The 17649-nt window shown below is 46.7% G+C and carries 15 protein-coding genes, 1 tRNA gene and 1 riboswitch; of the genes, 3 read left to right on the top strand and 13 right to left on the bottom strand.

Annotation, left to right across the window (positions count from 1 at the left end):
- Positions 1 to 223: 223 nt before the first annotated feature.
- From PTQ21_RS15635 to pelA, 3 genes are all read right to left on the bottom strand, one after another.
- A complete protein-coding gene (locus PTQ21_RS15635) occupies positions 224 to 4093 on the bottom strand; it encodes a X2-like carbohydrate binding domain-containing protein (protein WP_274570394.1) in 3870 nt (1289 codons plus the stop codon).
- A gap of 351 nt (positions 4094 to 4444) precedes the next feature.
- A tRNA-Leu gene (locus PTQ21_RS15630) sits at positions 4445 to 4528 on the bottom strand.
- A 118-nt stretch (positions 4529 to 4646) separates the two neighbouring features.
- Entirely contained in the window at positions 4647 to 5606 is a 960-nt protein-coding gene (gene pelA, locus PTQ21_RS15625) for a pectate lyase (protein WP_274570393.1), read from the bottom strand.
- Between the two features lie 412 nt (positions 5607 to 6018).
- Positions 6019 to 6150: riboswitch (cyclic di-AMP (ydaO/yuaA leader) on the top strand.
- Positions 6151 to 6155: 5 nt separating this feature from the next.
- Between pelA and PTQ21_RS15620 the strand changes: the two genes are divergently transcribed.
- Positions 6156 to 6620, top strand: coding sequence for a C40 family peptidase (locus tag PTQ21_RS15620; protein WP_064639184.1), 465 nt, complete (start codon positions 6156 to 6158; stop codon positions 6618 to 6620).
- A 104-nt stretch (positions 6621 to 6724) separates the two neighbouring features.
- On the opposite strand, the gene PTQ21_RS15615 is transcribed toward PTQ21_RS15620, so the two are convergent.
- From PTQ21_RS15615 to PTQ21_RS15600, 4 genes are all read right to left on the bottom strand, one after another.
- Positions 6725 to 7054: a carboxymuconolactone decarboxylase family protein gene (locus PTQ21_RS15615; protein WP_062322073.1), complete on the bottom strand. Its 330-nt coding sequence runs from the start codon at positions 7052 to 7054 to the stop codon at positions 6725 to 6727.
- Positions 7055 to 7171: 117 nt separating this feature from the next.
- Positions 7172 to 7390: a hypothetical protein gene (locus PTQ21_RS15610; RefSeq protein WP_063564777.1), complete on the bottom strand. Its 219-nt coding sequence runs from the start codon at positions 7388 to 7390 to the stop codon at positions 7172 to 7174.
- Between the two features lie 123 nt (positions 7391 to 7513).
- Positions 7514 to 7843, bottom strand: coding sequence for a hypothetical protein (locus PTQ21_RS15605; RefSeq protein ID WP_024629266.1), 330 nt, complete (start codon positions 7841 to 7843; stop codon positions 7514 to 7516).
- Between the two features lie 98 nt (positions 7844 to 7941).
- Positions 7942 to 8523 (bottom strand): xanthine phosphoribosyltransferase, encoded by a 582-nt coding sequence (locus PTQ21_RS15600; protein ID WP_063564778.1) that lies wholly within the window; start codon positions 8521 to 8523, stop codon positions 7942 to 7944.
- A gap of 204 nt (positions 8524 to 8727) precedes the next feature.
- Between PTQ21_RS15600 and PTQ21_RS15595 the strand changes: the two genes are divergently transcribed.
- On the top strand, positions 8728 to 9786 hold the full coding sequence (locus tag PTQ21_RS15595) for a YkvI family membrane protein (protein WP_063564779.1): 1059 nt from the start codon (positions 8728 to 8730) through the stop codon (positions 9784 to 9786).
- Between the two features lie 90 nt (positions 9787 to 9876).
- Here the strand turns inward: PTQ21_RS15595 and PTQ21_RS15590 are convergent, their stop codons facing one another.
- The 6 genes from PTQ21_RS15590 to PTQ21_RS15565 form a co-directional block, all read right to left on the bottom strand.
- Positions 9877 to 11007, bottom strand: coding sequence for a glycosyltransferase family 4 protein (locus PTQ21_RS15590; RefSeq protein WP_090948962.1), 1131 nt, complete (start codon positions 11005 to 11007; stop codon positions 9877 to 9879).
- Positions 11008 to 11455: 448 nt separating this feature from the next.
- Positions 11456 to 12010, bottom strand: a complete 555-nt coding sequence (locus tag PTQ21_RS15585; RefSeq protein WP_072732310.1) for a GNAT family N-acetyltransferase — start codon at positions 12008 to 12010, stop codon at positions 11456 to 11458.
- A 99-nt stretch (positions 12011 to 12109) separates the two neighbouring features.
- A complete protein-coding gene (locus tag PTQ21_RS15580; protein WP_274570392.1) occupies positions 12110 to 13165 on the bottom strand; it encodes a hypothetical protein in 1056 nt (351 codons plus the stop codon).
- 99 nt (positions 13166 to 13264) lie between these two features.
- Positions 13265 to 14068: a Cof-type HAD-IIB family hydrolase gene (locus PTQ21_RS15575; RefSeq protein ID WP_090948957.1), complete on the bottom strand. Its 804-nt coding sequence runs from the start codon at positions 14066 to 14068 to the stop codon at positions 13265 to 13267.
- 343 nt (positions 14069 to 14411) lie between these two features.
- Complete coding sequence (locus PTQ21_RS15570; protein WP_063564784.1) at positions 14412 to 15158, bottom strand: pseudouridine synthase; 747 nt, start codon at positions 15156 to 15158, stop codon at positions 14412 to 14414.
- Positions 15155 to 16843 (bottom strand): RsmB/NOP family class I SAM-dependent RNA methyltransferase, encoded by a 1689-nt coding sequence (locus PTQ21_RS15565; RefSeq protein WP_063564785.1) that lies wholly within the window; start codon positions 16841 to 16843, stop codon positions 15155 to 15157. Before PTQ21_RS15565 ends, PTQ21_RS15570 begins: the two co-directional genes overlap by 4 nt.
- 228 nt (positions 16844 to 17071) lie before the next feature.
- Between PTQ21_RS15565 and PTQ21_RS15560 the strand changes: the two genes are divergently transcribed.
- Positions 17072 to 17620: a thioredoxin family protein gene (locus PTQ21_RS15560; RefSeq protein WP_063564786.1), complete on the top strand. Its 549-nt coding sequence runs from the start codon at positions 17072 to 17074 to the stop codon at positions 17618 to 17620.
- Positions 17621 to 17649: the final 29 nt, after the last annotated feature.

Here is a 17649-nt window from a genome sequence, read left to right as displayed (position 1 = left end):
TGAGGTATTGGTAGCGTTATCAAAGATAATAATATTTTCCGGGTTAGTCAATTGTTTTATCTCATTCTTCAATCGTGTTTCATTCGGGAATGAATAAAAGGCAACGATAAAAAGACGATTATCATTGCTTTTTTTAACATTTCCGAAGTTCTTTGGTTTGAGATGATAACTCCTTATCATTCAGAAAAAAGGGGCCGAGATGGCCCCCCAATCCTAGTTTACATCATTTCTTCTTTGGTTCTTCCACCTCTGATCGGGCTTTTACAACCTGATCGACGGATGCTGCTTCAACATCGCCAAAGGCCCAGTGTGTGGAAGGAACATCCTTCCACTGTGGCTGCGAAACGTTCGTGAGCGGTGCTCTGCCCAAAGCTCTGTTGATTGCTACAACGGCTTCCGCTCTTGTCAGTAAAGCATTCGGTCGAAAAGTTCCATCTTTATAGCCTCTCAGAATGCCTGCGCTTTGCGCTTTCAAAATGGCTTCCTTGGCCCAGTGACTACCGATATCCGAGAATCCATCGCCTGAATTCTCGGAAGCCGGACCAAGAAGGGACACAAGAGTGGCCATCTCCGCACGAGTCAATGGCTGATTTGGCTTAAACGTCCCATCCTTATAACCATTCATCAACCCCATCTTGCTTACCTTAGCAATGGCGTCGGCTCCCCAATATTCTGACTTAACGTCACTGAATACAACAGCAGATCCTGTGCCTTCTTTCTCAGATACCATTGCGAGTATGGTTGCCATCTCTGCACGGGTGAGCTTGTTATCCGGCTTGAACAACCCGCCCGGATATCCTTGAATATACGCCTTGTACGGAATATCTTGACCACCCTCTGTTCCTGTTGTCCCGTCTGTATTTCCAGATTCAGGAGCTGGCGCAGGCACAGAAGTGTCTGAAGGCTGGACGACAGGAGTCGATGGTCCACTTGGATTGGATGGACCACCTGGATTCGACGGATTCGTTGGTTCACCGTTTCCAGTAGGGACAGTAAATTTCAGTTGATCGGCCAGCATGAGCTCACCGGATTTCTTCACAGCTTTGAGTGTATGCTGGCCTTTTGCCAGTCCTGAAATGCTGTAAATCTCCTGCTGAATCTGCCGGCTTGGACTGTAGGCGTTCACGGTCTGCACCAGCTGTCCGTCTACATAAATGTCCACTTCGCCCTGTTCTGGTCCAGTCGGTGTAATCATACTTATTCCAGTGCCCTTGAAGGTGTATTCGAAAGAATCCCCGTCCACCACCGTGGAATGCACATCATTGAGATAATCACCGCCGAAGGCAAAGCTGAGGTTCAGCGTCCCCACTGACTGCGCAGCAAGATACGATTTTTTCAGTGTAACTCGGTTCCCTGCAACTGTATAATCGGACCCCGGAACCAGATCAAGTGATCCGTTAGTAATACCACTGAAGCTTTCCACCTGTTGCAGCAGCGTCACATCAATGTCTGTCTGAGCGGAAGCTGACTTGTCGAAATCCGCGGTTACCGGATTAATTAGATTCGGAAGCTCAACTTTGAGCATATCGAGCAGCATATACTCCCCCGATTTCTTCACTGCCTTGAGCGTGTGCTGCCCATCCGGCAGCCCCGATATGCTGTACAGGTTCTGCTGTGCCAGCCGACCGTTACGATGGGCGCTGACTGTTTCCTTGAATTGGTCGTCAACATAGATATCCATGTCTCCCTGTGACTGGTCAACCTCCGTAAATAACTGGATCCCCGTTCCCTTGAAGGTGTATTCAAAAGAATCATCGTTTTTTTCGGTATACTGCACATCGTCCTTATAGTCACCCAAACCTCTGCCAGTGCTTCGTGACCAGGAGCCGTTGTACTTGATTGCCGGATCGTCGTTATTGATCATTATAAATCGAATGCCCGTAGTATCGCTGATCCTTATTGCCAAAGACTGGGGATCACCCGCGCTAAAGATTACGTTTAGACTCGTTGTCCCTTTAGGCAGCTGCGTGAGGTACTGCTTCCTGATAGTCAGCTTGTCATTGACCACCGTGTAGTCGTCATCACTGAGCAGCACCCCATCATTTTCAACGCCGGTCAGCATATTGCCGTTCAAGGACAGCCTCACGGTGACATCCTTCTGTTGTTCCGTCTCCTTGTCAAAGTTTGCAGAGGTCGGACTAATGGTGCTGTTCTGCCCTCCAGGAGGAATTTCCATGGTTACTCTAAGCGCATCCAGCAACATATACTGGCCCGAGCCCTTGACCACCTTCAAGGTATGTGGGCCGTTGTCCAAATCAAGTTTGCTGTACAAAACCTGCTGGACTTCCCTTTCTCCACTGGTATAGGCGTTTACAGTTTCAGATGCTCCATTATCGAGGGTGACAATCATGTCTCCTTGGTCTTTATCCTTCTCCGTCAGCAGTTCAATGCCTGTGCCCGTGAAACTATACTCAAAATAATCGCCGTCTTTTTCAGTAAAATGCACATCGCCATTGTAATCACCGTAACTTCTGCCGGTATTGGAGTTCCATGAGCCCGTGTATTTAATACTGCTGTCATCATCATTAATGTAGACCTCATTGGTAACAGTGGCATCTTCCACAGAGATTGAATTTGCAGCATTGTCAGCTTCAGCGTCCAAGGCACCCCCTTGACTGCTATTCGCTGGACCAGTGCCAGAGGAATCCGTAATCGCTATGCTCAGATCCTGTCTCCCATCTGTCTGCTCCTTGCCCCCGTTGCGCTGCCAATCCCCGCTATAGAGCATGCCTGTATCATCGTCATTGACGGCTGATGTGCCGTTCAGTGCGGTTACTTTAAGCATCCGGGAAGCATGGGGTTCTAGCACGCCGCCACTGAATTCATGATTAAAATTCCCCAGCTCGGAATGGCTCCAGAGATCACGGACAGAAGCCGGACCGTTGAGGCCAAGATCGCTCCATTTGACTTTTACCTCCGCACTCTGGTCGCCCAAATTGAACAAGGCTACACTGTAAGTACCATCTCCGTTATTGGCATACCAAACCTGCTGCTTGGTCTCCATGGAAACCGGATGGCCTGGACGTCCAGCCTGATTGACGGCAATGACTTCGTCATTAGTAAGCAATTCCAATCCATAGCTGTCCAGCCTTGTTAAATCATCACCTGTATAAAGCGGTGCTGAAGAGATAGACCAGAAGGTCGTGGCCGTTTGCCGCTCAACCTTGGTCAGACCATCCATCGAGCCATTCCCGACATTCAGTGAATCGAAGTCGTTCCAGCCTCCGGGACCTGCATCCCGCCACCAGAGGGCAGCGATGGGGAACAAGCGGGAAATACTCGACCATTCGGTCAATCCCTTACTGCTGTCGTAAGCTTCAACGTCCCAGTCGATCCTCCAGCCGTTTGCATACTTTTTCCAGAAGTCCACGTAATTGTGATCAAGCGCCCAGGAAAGCTCAAACCAGATGTTATTTCTGTCCAGGGCTTTGGACCATGCCTCCACATCACCACGTGCATCCCGGCTCAGATTATTGATTCCCGATCCTGGCGTCACACTGTCGAATTTGACAAAGTTGATACCCCACTCGCCAAGAAGATCCGCGATGGAGTCAATGTACTTCTGTGAGCAAGGGTTCGAAAAATCAATTTTGTACGTGTACGAATCCCAAGCATCCATAACAACGAGCGGTTTTACTGCAATATCTTGCATACGACATGCCCCGCCCGACCCATAAACCTCAAGATTTTTATCATAGGCGGTGATTGATAATCCCGGAATCAGATAGATTCCGATCTTCTGTCCGTTATTATGGACGTAATCAATGACCTCCTGAAATCCATTTGGATAAAGAACAGTACTCGGAATAGGACGGCCGTATTCATCTTCGTCACCGTTCCAGCCAGCATCAATATTAATGTATTCATATCCATGGGCTTGAAGCTTCTCACGCATGGCGTCCGATTGCTTCTTTATACTCTCGGCCGATGTCCAGTTACCCGGCCCGTCATATACCTGCATGCTGTAACTGCTCCAACCCATATACGGCTTTTGGGCCAGACTCTTATCTGCTGCTTGTGCCACATTACCTGTCGTTCCCATAATCCCGAACTGCACCGCCGCAATCATAAATACCATGAAACACATTGCCATCCTTTTTCCGATTCGTTTCAAATTATCCCTACCCCCTCTGAATTTGGTCATTCAAATTCCTGTTGATAGCGCTTCCACACGAGAAGAGAATAGTGGATGAGGCATTCCCAAGATAGGTACAATTCGGTATTTTACGTACAATTAACCTGAAATATAGGGGCAAACCGTCGCAGAACAAACATATTTCCATTAATGGATAAATAAACAAATGGAAACTTCATTTTTGCTCAAGCCGAGGGAATGGGTTGAAAAGAATCAGGAAAAGCAAAGATCAAAATCTGTAAACAAATAAAAAAGGTTCCTAGAGTGGCAGCAATGCCATTCTAGGAACCTTTTTCGTGTTACATATGATGCGGTCGAGAGGACTCGAACCTCCACGGGGGTTAGCCCACACGGACCTGAACCGTGCGCGTCTGCCAATTCCGCCACGACCGCGTATGTCTTATCTCCGAGAAATTATATCGCGGCGACAAGAGATAATATAACATGTGCAGGTAATTAGTGTCAACAAAAAAAATATAATTTCGCCTTCAATGATAAAGCTTTTTATAAATTATATCTTTGAAGGCCAGTTGCCATACCAGGCATACCCGCCTCTTCTTTCCTTATCGATATCGCTGAGTTTGTATTTCACAACCCCATCACGTCCTACGAAGATCGGTTTATCCGTTCCAATTTCGTAAAAACGTGCCCAAATTGGCGATGCACCTGAATCAGCTACGAGTTTGCTATCTCCGTTTTCTCTGACATACTTGTATCCTGTAATTTTCACGTTGTTGAACCAGGCTTCTGCCGCTTGAATGGAAACCTTAATTTTCGAGTTCGACGGTCTTGTTTTCAAAAACTTTACAATCGTACTGCTCTCTCCAGCACTTAGAGAAGGCACTTCATATATCCTTGCTCCTGCAGGTTTTAGGGAGCTGGAATCATGCTGCTGTCCCCATGCAGTCAGTTTACCATTTGCTACAACCTGTGTATTGAGAATAGCATCTACACCTTTGGCAACTGATTTTTTACTGCGATCCGCAAGAGAGCTGTCGATGAATGAGAAATCACCTTTACGTGCACCTACTTCATCCAGCATGTACATGACATTAATCATGGCATCGTCGTTGAAGGTAATGTGTTTGTGATAGCCTGAGCTCTGGTATACTTGTGGCCATCCTCCATTGGAGTACTGCATATTTAACAAAAAGTTGATTCCTTTGATGGCAGCAGCCGAATATCGCGGATCATTTGTCTTTTTAAATTCCTTGGCTAATCTTCTAATTTCTGAGTATGTAGCTTTATTATCAATCGTAGATTTGGCCCACTCACCACTTGTTTCTTTGTAATCCTTCTTCCATCCCCCGTCAGGACGTTGATTCTTCAAAATATCTGAGATACTTGCTGTCGTTCCAGATGCGTCTGCAGCAGATACCTTAGCAGCAGGCTGAAATACCATTCCGACAACAGAGAAAATCATTGTACATGCCATTACCAAAGATGCAAACCTTGCTTGTGCCTTCAACATCGTTTAGAACACTCCCCAATTCATTTTCTGCAAACTGTTTTCCTTGAGCGTCTACCCTCCTTATATTTGTTTTAAACCCAAATTATTTCTTTTCATCCAATAAGTGGATTATACAAAAAGAATTCTATGCAAAACAATGAATTTTGTCAATAATTGCAACAATATGTAACAAATTCTTTGTCTTAACCTATAGGTATCGTCTAATCGAAATGTGAGAAAGCCAATAAATTATCCAATTTTTCTCCATTTGAAACAGTAGTTACTTTTTTGTCATCTATTAAAACCCAATATTCGAGTTATTTCTACATAAATAGCGATAATTCCGTTAACATTGAGATGATAAGAAGTGTTCAAAATCGGTTTGACATTTTCGCATTTATGCAATATAGTTTCAAAAGGTTACAAAAACTTAATTATTCATTTGCCGAGTTTCATGTTTGAAAACGGGGGAACCATTTTGGGTGAATTATTCTTATACATAGGAAATATAGGGAACCTTCTACCGAACCCTTAGCTAACTCCGTAGGCATCGAAGGGAGAACAAAAATTTTGAAAAAGCTTATCATCTCCATTTTTGGAGCAGCAGTTCTATTTACATCCGGTGCAGCAAGCACAGAGGCAAGCAGTATCAACACCGTCGTTAACAACATGACAGGCATACCTTACAAATGGGGTGGCACAACAATGGCCGGATTTGATTGCTCTGGATTTATGAGATATATTTTCAACAAATATAGCATTGAATTACCACGCACTTCCCAGCAACAAGCTAAGGCCGGAACTCCGGTATCCAAAGCTAATCTGCGTACTGGTGACATGGTATTCTTTAATACGATGGGCAATGGCATTTCACATACAGGTGTATATATTGGGGGCGGACAGTTCGCTCATGCTTCAAGCAGCAAGGGTGTCAGCATCACACAATTATCCAATCCTTACTTCAACGATCGTTACGTAACAGCACGCCGGGTAACAGGACAATTTATGTATAACAAAATGCTGGGCAAAATATAAGTTTGATTTGATATAGTGCAAAGAGGAGGCTCCGGGTGAATCCGGGACCTCCTCTTTGTTTGGGGCTTTTGTTTACAAATCCGGTGTGCTGTAGACTTCTATACTTAATGTAAAGCCTTCTGTACTCTCATTGCACCCTGAGACAGCGCATGGCCTCCGCCTACCGCTCCAGCCACAGCAACCGTCTCCATAATCTCCTGATCGGTCGCTCCTTTGGCACGTGCCTCTTCCACATGGTAAAACGTACATACCTCATTGTTCGCAAACAGTCCAATACCCAGCGCAATCAGCTGTTTGGTCTTGGCATCAATCGCCCCTGCCTGAAAGCATTCTCCAGTGAACTCATGATAAGACTTCACCACTGCTGGTAGCACATCGCTTAATTCACCAATCTGATCTTTATAGGCATGAACCTTATCATTCATCAGTGTCATGGTTACCGCACATCCTCTCGGCTGATATGTTACAAGCTCTCACTGTACCTATCTTCTCTCCCGAGAGGTGTAATTATGCCAAAACATCCATGGTAAATGAACCTAAATAGGCATGTCCTATTCTTCGAGCAGGCTCTCGCGTGGTTCGCTGAACAATTGATATCGGTAATTCCGATCAAGCTTGACCACACGACGATTCTGACGGCGAATGAGTACCTGCTCCCCGTCCCAAGCCACTACAATACCTGTCACATCATTGGACTGAATCTCGTCCCGTACTACCCTTACTTTTTCACCCGATAAACGCAGTGCATCCAATTGTGCATCACTGATCATATTTATGGCGCCTACTTTCCCAAAAAAATTATTTACAAAAAGAGACCTAAATGAAAAGTCATTTAGGTCTCACGTGACTGTATTGGACTGTCATGTCATTCGAAAGTATGTCCCGACTGAAAGTTACCGCTGCGCGTGCTCTTTGCTGTCGTTCTTCTCAAACCAAAAATCAAGCACTTTGGCGGACATCACACGTTCTTCAAGGTACTCCACTTGATGCGGTGTAAATTGTTCTTTCCAAGAGAAGGACAACTCTTCGCACAAGCCTACAATCGTCAGCAATTCTGACCAGGCAACGTAGCGTTTGTACCAGAAAAATTGAGGATGTTCAATCATATAGGGATAAAGGTCATCGAATTCCGTATGTTTACAATCCAGGGCACGCTCAAAATGTACTTTCGATTCCGCCAGCTTATCAATAAAAAATTGTTCTGTTGCCGGTTGGTTACCCATGGTGTTGCCTCCTCTCCCTAACATAACCCCATTATAAATGAAATCAGCGGTCATGCAAAGGCATTGTTATAAAAATAGGCACTTTTTCCTTTAAAAAGTCACAATTCGTTATCGTCAAATTGCACGGTGCCATCGTTCAGTGAACGAATGCGCACCAACGCTTCAACCGGGATACCCTGCTCACGAATAGTGCGCGCTCCGGCCTGAAAACATTTTTCGACCACGACACCGAATCCGACCAGTTCCGCACCCGAACGTTCGATAATTTTGATGACACCACGAGCGGCATCGCCATTCGCAATGATATCGTCAATAAACAAAATACGGTCATTCTCATGAATATATTCACGGGACACCATAATATCTGTTACGATCCCTTTCGTAAAAGAAGGTACTCTTTCACAGTAGGCGTCGGGGTCAGCCAAAAGTGTTTTTTTGCGACGGGCAAATACCAGAGGAACACCCAGTTCATGTGCGGCAGCAAAGGCGACCGGAATCCCGGAAGACTCCACTGTAATGACCCGAGTTACACCACTTTCACGAAAACGAGCGGCAAATTCACGTCCCATTTCCATCGTCAATGCAGGATCAATCTGGTGATTCAGCAGACCATCCAGCTTCAGCACCTGATCTGACATGACTACACCTTCTTGTAAAATTCGTTGTTTCAATACTTCCATAATTTGACCTCCCAAGCCTATCCTATGACGTAAAAGTATCATAGATCCGGCTATCAGTTCAAGCGAAATTGCCTTTGCTCTTGTCCAGAGCATAGAAATGACCCTATGTCACACTTCAATTGTCATGACTTTGATGGGTCAAGCATACCTTGTACCATGGCACCCGCATGTCCAAACTATTCAGGGGCCTGAGAGGGGAAACGCATGAAACAGGCATTTCGGGTGCTGCAGATCGCATTTACATACATTGGAACGGTAGTAGGAGCCGGCTTTGCAACAGGACAGGAGATATTGCAGTTTTTTACCCAGTATGGCAAATGGGCCACCATTACCATTGGCTTATCGACCATGCTCTTTGTCTGGTTAGGTACAAAAATGATGCTGATTGCCCATGATACCGGCTCGCGCTCATACGAAGATCTCAACAAACATCTATTCGGTCATAAAGCAGGAAACTGGATTACCTGGGTTACCCTTCTTATTCTCATCGGAGTAAACAGTGTCATGCTGGCCGGAGCAGGGTCGGTCTTTGTAGAGCATCTGGGGCTTCATTACCAGACCGGACTGATTGTTACCCTTATCGGTACATATCTGCTGCTTGGACGGGGCATTCAGGCTATTCTGCAAATGAACAGTATCGTAGTGCCAATGATGCTCCTGCTCTCTCTGCTTATGATCACCAGCACCATACATCATCCCGGCGCAAACCGATTTATTACATTAACCACGGACAGCAATCCAATCCAGGTCTGGTTATCTCCTCTGTTGTATACTTCATTCAACCTGGCACTTGCCCAAGCTGTTCTTGTTCCGGTGGGGAATCAGATTCGCAGCCGAAAGGTACTGAAATGGGGCGGCGTTCTGGGCGGGATTGGTGTAGGATTCATGCTTATGGCAGCCCACTTCGCCATGTCAGCCCAGATGCCTGGCATCACGCAATTTGAAATTCCAATGGGCAGCATTGCCTTTCAACTTGGATGGGTAGTCCAGTCTATCTATGTATCCCTGATTTTTATGGAAATCTTCAGTACATTTGTAGCCGATATTTATGGAATGACCCTCCAACTCAGACAGCATGTCCACGTACATCCCAAACTAATCATACTGGCCATCATGCTGCTATGTTATTCGCTTAGCCAGTTTGGGTTCAGCTCCCTGCTCTCTATCCTTTACCCCATTTTCGGCAGTTTGGCACTGGTCTGGGGTGCAAAATTAGTAATGGATCGATGGGGAAGCTTTCGAGGTCGTAACAAACACCTATAACAACGTATTTTTGTTGCGAAGTATCATTTCCCTAAACATAAAAAAAGCCGCTGTTCACACAGCGGCTTCCTTCTTTTCCCTTTCCAGAAGTTAAAACTGGCTCGAGAATTGCAAATACATTTTTTTCAGTTCATTGACCGATCTGCCCAAAGAGTAATGGGTTTTGGCCTTCTCGCATGCCGAACGAGCGAGCTCATAACGGTACGCCGGGTCAACCATCACCTTCTCCAGCGCTTCTGCCAGTGCAGACGGATCTTCTGAAGGCACCAGCAAGCCGTTACTGCCGTTCTCGATCTGTTCGGGTATGCCGCCAACATCTGTACCTACAAGGGCAAGACAGCTAAGCGCTGCTTCCGCGAAAACAGACCCGAACGCCTCCGCCCGCGAAGGAAGTACAAAGATATCAAAAAATGGCATGAATTCCTCAGGGTGCAGCGTGTAACCATAAAAAATAGTCTCATTATAAATGCCCAGCCGCTGGGCCAATTCTTCCAAGTCTGGACGGATCGGTCCGTCCCCAATAATATGAAGCACATAATCATGTCCCCGGGCTTTCAGTTCGGCACAGGCTTTGAACAGAATATCCAGCCCTTTCGCCGGAACCAGACGGCATACCGTGACCAGCTGTGGTATCGCATTCTCATGGGGAATTGGCTTAAACCTTTTCTCATCAAAACCATTCGGAATCACACCGATAACTTCGGGGTGCTGTACATAAGGCGCCAGATAACGACGGAAAGAATCCGATACTGTTAACAACCGCTCTGCCTGGTGCTCCAGCTCACCATAGATGGCCAGCAGGAATTGATGCTCCGGTCCGTTCGGCTCAATGCGTCCATTCAGTATCAGCTCTCGCTCATAACTGGAGTGGATCGTTTGAATGAGAGGAACATCCGGGAAAACCTTCTTCATTGCAAGCCCCGCAATAGGATGATGGGCATGAATCAGATCGTAAGGCTTCTGAATACGCAGCTTGGTCCACCACAAATAATCCCGGTAGGTTTGCATATATTTTTGCACGACAGGACTATCCTGATATTGGGTCCAATCGAACGTCTCAAACTGGATATCTTCCCTGCCCTTGTTGCGAATTCGCTTAGGCAACGAGAACAGATCCATCTCCCACCTCGGGGTTGTAAACCTCTCTTGCATATACGGAATCATAGAGGATACACCTCCGGGCTGCTCCGGAGGAAAGAAAAGCGCCTGCAGCAATCTCACCGTTAGTTTCCCCCTTTCTAGCATAAATCTTTTCATTACATCTTCAATCATGATATATCAGAACATATGTTCAGTAAAGGTACAAAATGAGATTTCTTATCACTCGCTCATTTACAGCCGAATAATAGAATTCATTTCAATATCAATTGTACCATGTTGCATCTGACGCTGACGATATTACGAGTACTGTTAGGTACTGAGGGCAATTCCAATGGAAATCATCGCTCTCTGTCTGCCTTTATTCTACTATACGTTATCTTATTCATCTTGTTTGAGCGTACGCCCTCACTTCGGAGTCGTATATACAACATATTCAGAAGATGCTCGGCTAAGAAGCGGATGTATGATTTTGAAAGTTAAGCCTCTTTTGCCGACATACAAATGAAAGCCAGTGAGCAATGGTAGCCCCCGGCTTTTTGAATGTACTTCTTATGTTTGAATACAGCGTTTATACAGACAAGTGTGTGACCGCCTTCTCGTACGTACTGAAGCCGTCTGTCTCTCCCACAAAGGTATAGTCGTTACGCCCATAGAATGCGTTCAATGTCGCGTTCTCGGCTCCGCAATCCAATCGGACAATATGTTTGTCCTCAAACTGGATCCCGCTGCTAGACCATTGCAAAATCGCCCTTCCCAATCCACTCTGCGCGTACTTCCTGCGAATGGCTAATCGGTGCAGATAAAGTGCACCATCCCCGGCATGCGCTTTGCTTCCCCATAAATGCACATCCCATGCACTTGGCTGGCTCATCAAAATAACCATGCCAGCTACGTCAGAACCCTTTTTAAATACAAATACGTCGCCACGCTGAATGGCCTCCGCCGTATTATGAGAATCCTCACCTTTTAACAAAGCATTCCATTGAGAAGAGCCCTGGCTCCGCAACCACTCGGCTGTTTCCATGAGCAGGGACATCACATCCTCCGTGTCTTCCGGCTGAGCCTGCAATGCCTTAAATTCATCATTGATGTAGTCTGTTGTGATACTGAATGAGTGCTTCATGATTCTCCTCCACTTCCAGGTCTCTCTTAAACTAATGGTACTATACCGGGAAATGGCTTGTTCGTCAAAAAGAAAAAAAAAGGCAAGAGGCTGTGCCTCTTACCCTTCAATCTTCGCTTCATCGATAATTTGATTACGGTATAACATCGTGAGATGTAATGTATCAAACTCAAGCTCTTTGTCCAGCTCTCGCATCAGAACTTCAACCAGACTCTTTCGCTGAACACTTGTGCCGGGTACCTGATAATCAATATAGCCTGACAAATCCGCTTCTGAGGTATCAATCGTTGCTGTACCTACAGGTAACCCTCCGCGTTCTTGTAGAAACAGTTCATATACCCGAAACTCCCGATCTTTGCGCACCAACATGACATAACAGGCTTCTTCAGCAGCTTCAATCTCTTCGAGATCTTCTTCGGACTCTATCTCATCCTCATCCGCAAAATCCCGGTGCACCCATTCCACCGATTCCATCTCCTGCCCTTGATGCCACATGCGGATCGTAATTGTATCGATGATTTCTTCATCCAGCTCTCGTACCAGCAGCTCGGCAGCCGCATCCTGATAATTCTCTGCCGGTTCATCATACCAATGGATCTCACCCTGCACATCAGCGCCATATTGTTTCAGGGAGGCTTCAGCCAGTTCCTGTCCATTGGCGTCATTAAATACATAGGTAGATATGCTGCGTCCGGCGCTTACCAGCTCCATTTCAAGCAAATGTTCCGGGTCTTCATATGTAAATGATTCGGCTTGTGAGCCAGGAATGACGTGTACTTCATTTACACCAGCCCGATCATTCTGTCCATCGTGACTGTAGCTATCTTCAGACCGTGACGACTGATTGAACATATCCGTTTGAGACTCTGGCTTCTGTAACACAGAATACAGTGTACCGCAGCTTACAAGCACTTCATACTCAGCAGCACTTACCGCATCCGCGAGAGAACGAATATATTCGTGCACCTGCTCCACAATATATTGTTCTGTCTCGTCAGGTAGCGAATTCTGCTCAATCTGAAGGCTGCCGGATACCCGATCCCCTTCCCTGAATACAAGCAGCAGCGAACCCATATATTGACCGCCCACCATAATATCCTGTACTTCGCCACCTGATGTTCGAAGATCAGGAATCAGCTCTACTTTCAGTTCCATGCACCTGTCCTCCTCGGTTCCTAACGTTATTCTATTAGGTTACCCTTGAGAGCGACAGTTTATAAGATACAACGCTATTCAGATTTTAAGAGCGAACTATTAGACGGACAACACATATTTTTGGATAGCGTGGGCCACACCCTGATCGTTGTTCGAAAGTGTAACCTCATCCGCAGCTGCCTTGACTTCTTCCGGGGAATTGTCCATCGCAACCCCTTTGCCTGCAAAGGTCAACATGGTGATGTCATTGTAGTAGTTACCTACCGCCATGATCTCGGAAGGCAGAATTCCTTTTGCTTCGGCTAGTCTTTTTAGAGCTGCACCTTTGGAGGCTTCTGGATGCATCAGATCAATGAAAAAATCACCGCTACGCGTCATATAATATGGAAGATTCCAGGTGGACCACTCCTGTTGCACCGCATTCATCTGCTCGATGGATCCAAACGCTGTGAATTTCGCAAGTGGCTCTGTCATATCCGCCCATTGCGGCAGCTTTAATGGCTCTGCCATGAAGTTTTGATACATTTCGCGTACCTGCAACTCCAAACCTTCGGGCTGATCCACATAGAGTCCAAACGCCGTGTTGATGTCAAAATGTACACCTTGCGCACGGCAGTAAGATATAAAAGGCTCCAGCCCCTGTCCATCCATGGCAAAATGGTGCACCACTTCACGAGTCTGAACCTGTGCAGTTACTGCCCCATTATGTGTAATGACATATCCGTCAAGTCCCATCTGCTCCATAAACGGGATCGTGTTCGCAGGACCTCTGCCTGAACACAGAACAATCTCAGCTCCCTGACGGGAAGCACGAATTAAGGTCTCTTGTGTCAATTCGGTAAGTTCATGATGATCATTAAGCAGCGTTCCATCGACATCCAGTGCGATTAATTTAATTGTCATTGTCTTCATTCCTTATCTGTAAAAGAGTCGCACCCACCCAAACCCTCCCTTCCGAGGGAGGGCCCATAGGGCTCTGCCCTCTGGACTCCCGTCTCGTTTACCGGCGGCGGTTTCGATCTTGCTATGTGACGGTCGGTGTGGGAGCGCTTGGTTGCCGGGTCTGCCGCTTGACAGCGGCGGCCCCGCCCAAGCTCAAGCGGGACCATTACGGGCAGGGCTTCGCCTTCTGCCCGGCTCCCTGCTCCGCTTCGCGAAGGACGGGAGCTGACGCACCTTTGGCACGGTGGGCAAGGCTTCGTACACTGCCCAGACTCCTTGCTTCGCTTCGCGAAGTAGGGAACTATTACTTCCGCAAACGTTCTAACTCGTCAGCGGTTAATTCGCGATAACTGCCAATTTCAAGATTGGCATCCAGCTCCAGGTCACCCATGGCAACACGTTTCAGATAAACCACACGTTTGCCAACAGCCTGGAACATTCTCTTCACCTGGTGGAACTTGCCCTCATGAATGATCAATGAAATGGAAGAAAACACGCCCTCTTCCGTTTCCTCACGATCCAGCACAGTCAGTTCCGCAGGCAACGTCTCATATCCATCATCCAGCTGAATGCCGGCTTTGAATTTTTCAATATCTTCTTCTTCAACATTTCCCAGCACACGGGCTTCATACGTCTTGGGCACATGTTTGCGCGGGGACAACAGATCATGGGCAAGTGGCCCATCATTCGTTAGAATGAGCAGGCCCTCGGTATCTTTGTCGAGTCGTCCCACAGGGAACGGATCGAAGACACGCTCCTCTTTACGCAGCAGATCAATCACCGTTTTATCCCGATTATCTTCGGTTGCCGACACCACGCCAGGTGGTTTGTGAAGCATCAGGTAGATCATTTCACGATACACAATCCGCTCTCCGTCAGCTTCAATTACGTTTACGTCTGGATTAACCTGCACACCGCTGTCTTTCACCGGTTTACCGTCCACACGGATTCTGCCCTGTTTTACCATCTTTTTGAGCTCACTTCGTGACCCCACGCCCATATGACTCAATATTTTATCCAGACGCAGCGTTTGTTTGCCTTTTCCACTCATACCGATGTCCACCTCCAGCCTGCCGGATATTCATTTTTCAGTACACCATCCAGCCATTTCCCCCAGCCAGCCGCAAATCCGTCCACACACACCAACACATAACCTTTGGCCGCCGTATCTGCTTGACGTTCAACTCGTGATTCTTCGATGTTCAACGTCTCTCCTTTGAGATACCTTACTGCTTCACCGTCTGCGGAAGATAGGTTAACGGATCTCTGGGCTTCGGCTGCATTCAAAGCGCATGCAAGCGGATGAGAGGGCACAAATCGCCCATTCTTTACGGTACCCATAAACCACCCTGGTCGAATAACCTTGAGCCCTTCCAGACGGGCAGCACCCACAGAAGATTGATACACTCGATCGCCATAATACACCGTTTCTCCAGCAAGCTCGATTTCCAGATTTTCTTGTACAAATTGAGCATACACCGTTCCTAGATCGACATTTGCCTGGTCGGTTCCTCGCCCCTGAGCCCGTTCGTTTTTACGACCACCACGTTCGTTTCCTTTGCCCTGTTTTCCCTGAGCCTTGCCACCACGGGTATGCTTATTATCGCGTTCTCTAGATTCGGTTCTCATTAGACGTTCCCGTTTCCGCTCTTCTTTACTGATTGGTGCAGATACACGGATAAATGGTTCTACCAATTCACTTGGTTCGGTGAAATCTGCGCCCACTGCCTGTCCATTTTGTAAAACGCTGCCCTCTTCTTGATTTCCGTCTTCTTCGATAAGAGATTCCGCACGATGCTGCAATACAGCAACATAATGTCCCTCCCCCTCCAAGAGATGAGGCCACAACCTCGCAGTGCCGCGCGTTTGGTCCAGCACAGATTCCGTCTCTTCTGCTTTTTCGGGCAACATCTGCCGCACCCATTCCGGACGTCCTGGCGCAAATCCTGCACTTTCCGGGATGTCATTCACCACAAAATCAGGATTGATGTTCAGGAATTCCGCTATCATCGCTTCATTTTCCTCTGGTGCAAATGTACATGTGGAATATACGATGGTACCCCCTGGAGCAAGCAGTTTGGCCGCAGTCTCCAGAATATCGCGCTGCATCAGCACACATTTTTCCACCGAATGATTTTCCCAGGATTTCACCATGTCCTCATCTTTACGGAACATACCCTCACCCGAACAAGGCGCATCGATTAACACTTTATCAAAATAATGAGAAAATGCATTCGCAATCCGTTCCGGTGATTCATTCAATACAACGGCATTGCGTATTCCATACATTTCCACGTTTTTGGCGAGGGCTTTCGTACGTTCCGCATGGATATCATTCGTAACGAGCACACCTTTCCCCTGAAGCTTGGCAGCGATCTGGGTTGTTTTCCCGCCAGGAGCCGCACATAGATCCAGCACGCGTTCCCCGGGTTTCACATCCAATAATTCAACTGGGGCCATGGCGCTTGGTTCCTGGATATAATACAAACCCGCATGATAATAAGGGTGTAACCCCGGCTTAACTCCATGAGGCACATAAAAACCCGTTCCGCACCACGGAATGGGTCGCATATCAAATGGAGCAATTTCCTTGAATTGTTCCAGCGATATTTTTAACGTATTCACTCTCAGCCCCGCATGTGGCGACTGCTCATAAGATTTCATAAATTGTTCAAATTCATCGCCTAACAAGCTTTTCATTCGCTCGGCAAATATCGAAGGCAGCTGTACAGCCATAATTCCACTCATCCTGTCTTGTTAAAATTGCATATAGTTCTATGTTATCATATCAGGGCATTGCTTTCCTATTGCTTCATACATCATATATATTCCACTACAGCGTGTAATGTAGTATAATGGCAAGTAGATTGATTGATGTGCAAAAATTCGGGTGTTTATGCATATTATCCCATCTTGTATTTTTGCCAAAACTATATTTCGATATGATCGATGGGGGATGTCTTAATGAAATCCAAGAAGAAAAAGAAAAGCGCTGCGATCCTTATTTTCCTGGGTATTTTCGTCGTTTTGATTGCAGCACTTGTCCTGGTGAACCAGCAATCCAAGAAACAAATGGACGCCGTGGGGAATGCTTATGGCATCGCCGCCTCCAAGCTTAATCCCGCAACACGCGAATTGCTGGACGATCCGAACTACCAACAAATCATTTTGCCTGATGATCTGAAAGCCAGAATTGATAACAAAGACAGCTTCTTTGTATATTTCTTCGCCTCCGACTGCTCACACTGCCGTGCGACAACACCTCAGTTGATGCCACTGGTCGATGAGGAAGGGATTCAACTGCCTCAGTTCAATCTGCGTGAATTCGATTCCGGTTGGACCGATTATAACATTGAGTACACACCAACTCTGGTATATTATCAGGATGGTGTTGAGAAAGACCGCATGGTTGGCGGGCTACAGGAAAATGGCAGTGCCAACGGTTATACACTGGATGACTACAAGCAATTTTTCGAGAAATATAAAGGCAGTACCACTCCATCAGCAAGCTAATCGTATAACTCTTCGTGGTTGCGATGGAC

The organism is Paenibacillus marchantiae, assembly GCF_028771845.1.
Lineage (GTDB): Bacteria > Bacillota > Bacilli > Paenibacillales > Paenibacillaceae > Paenibacillus > Paenibacillus marchantiae.
Note: the sequence above shows the minus strand (reverse complement) of the source record. Positions and strands in the feature narration are given on the sequence as shown.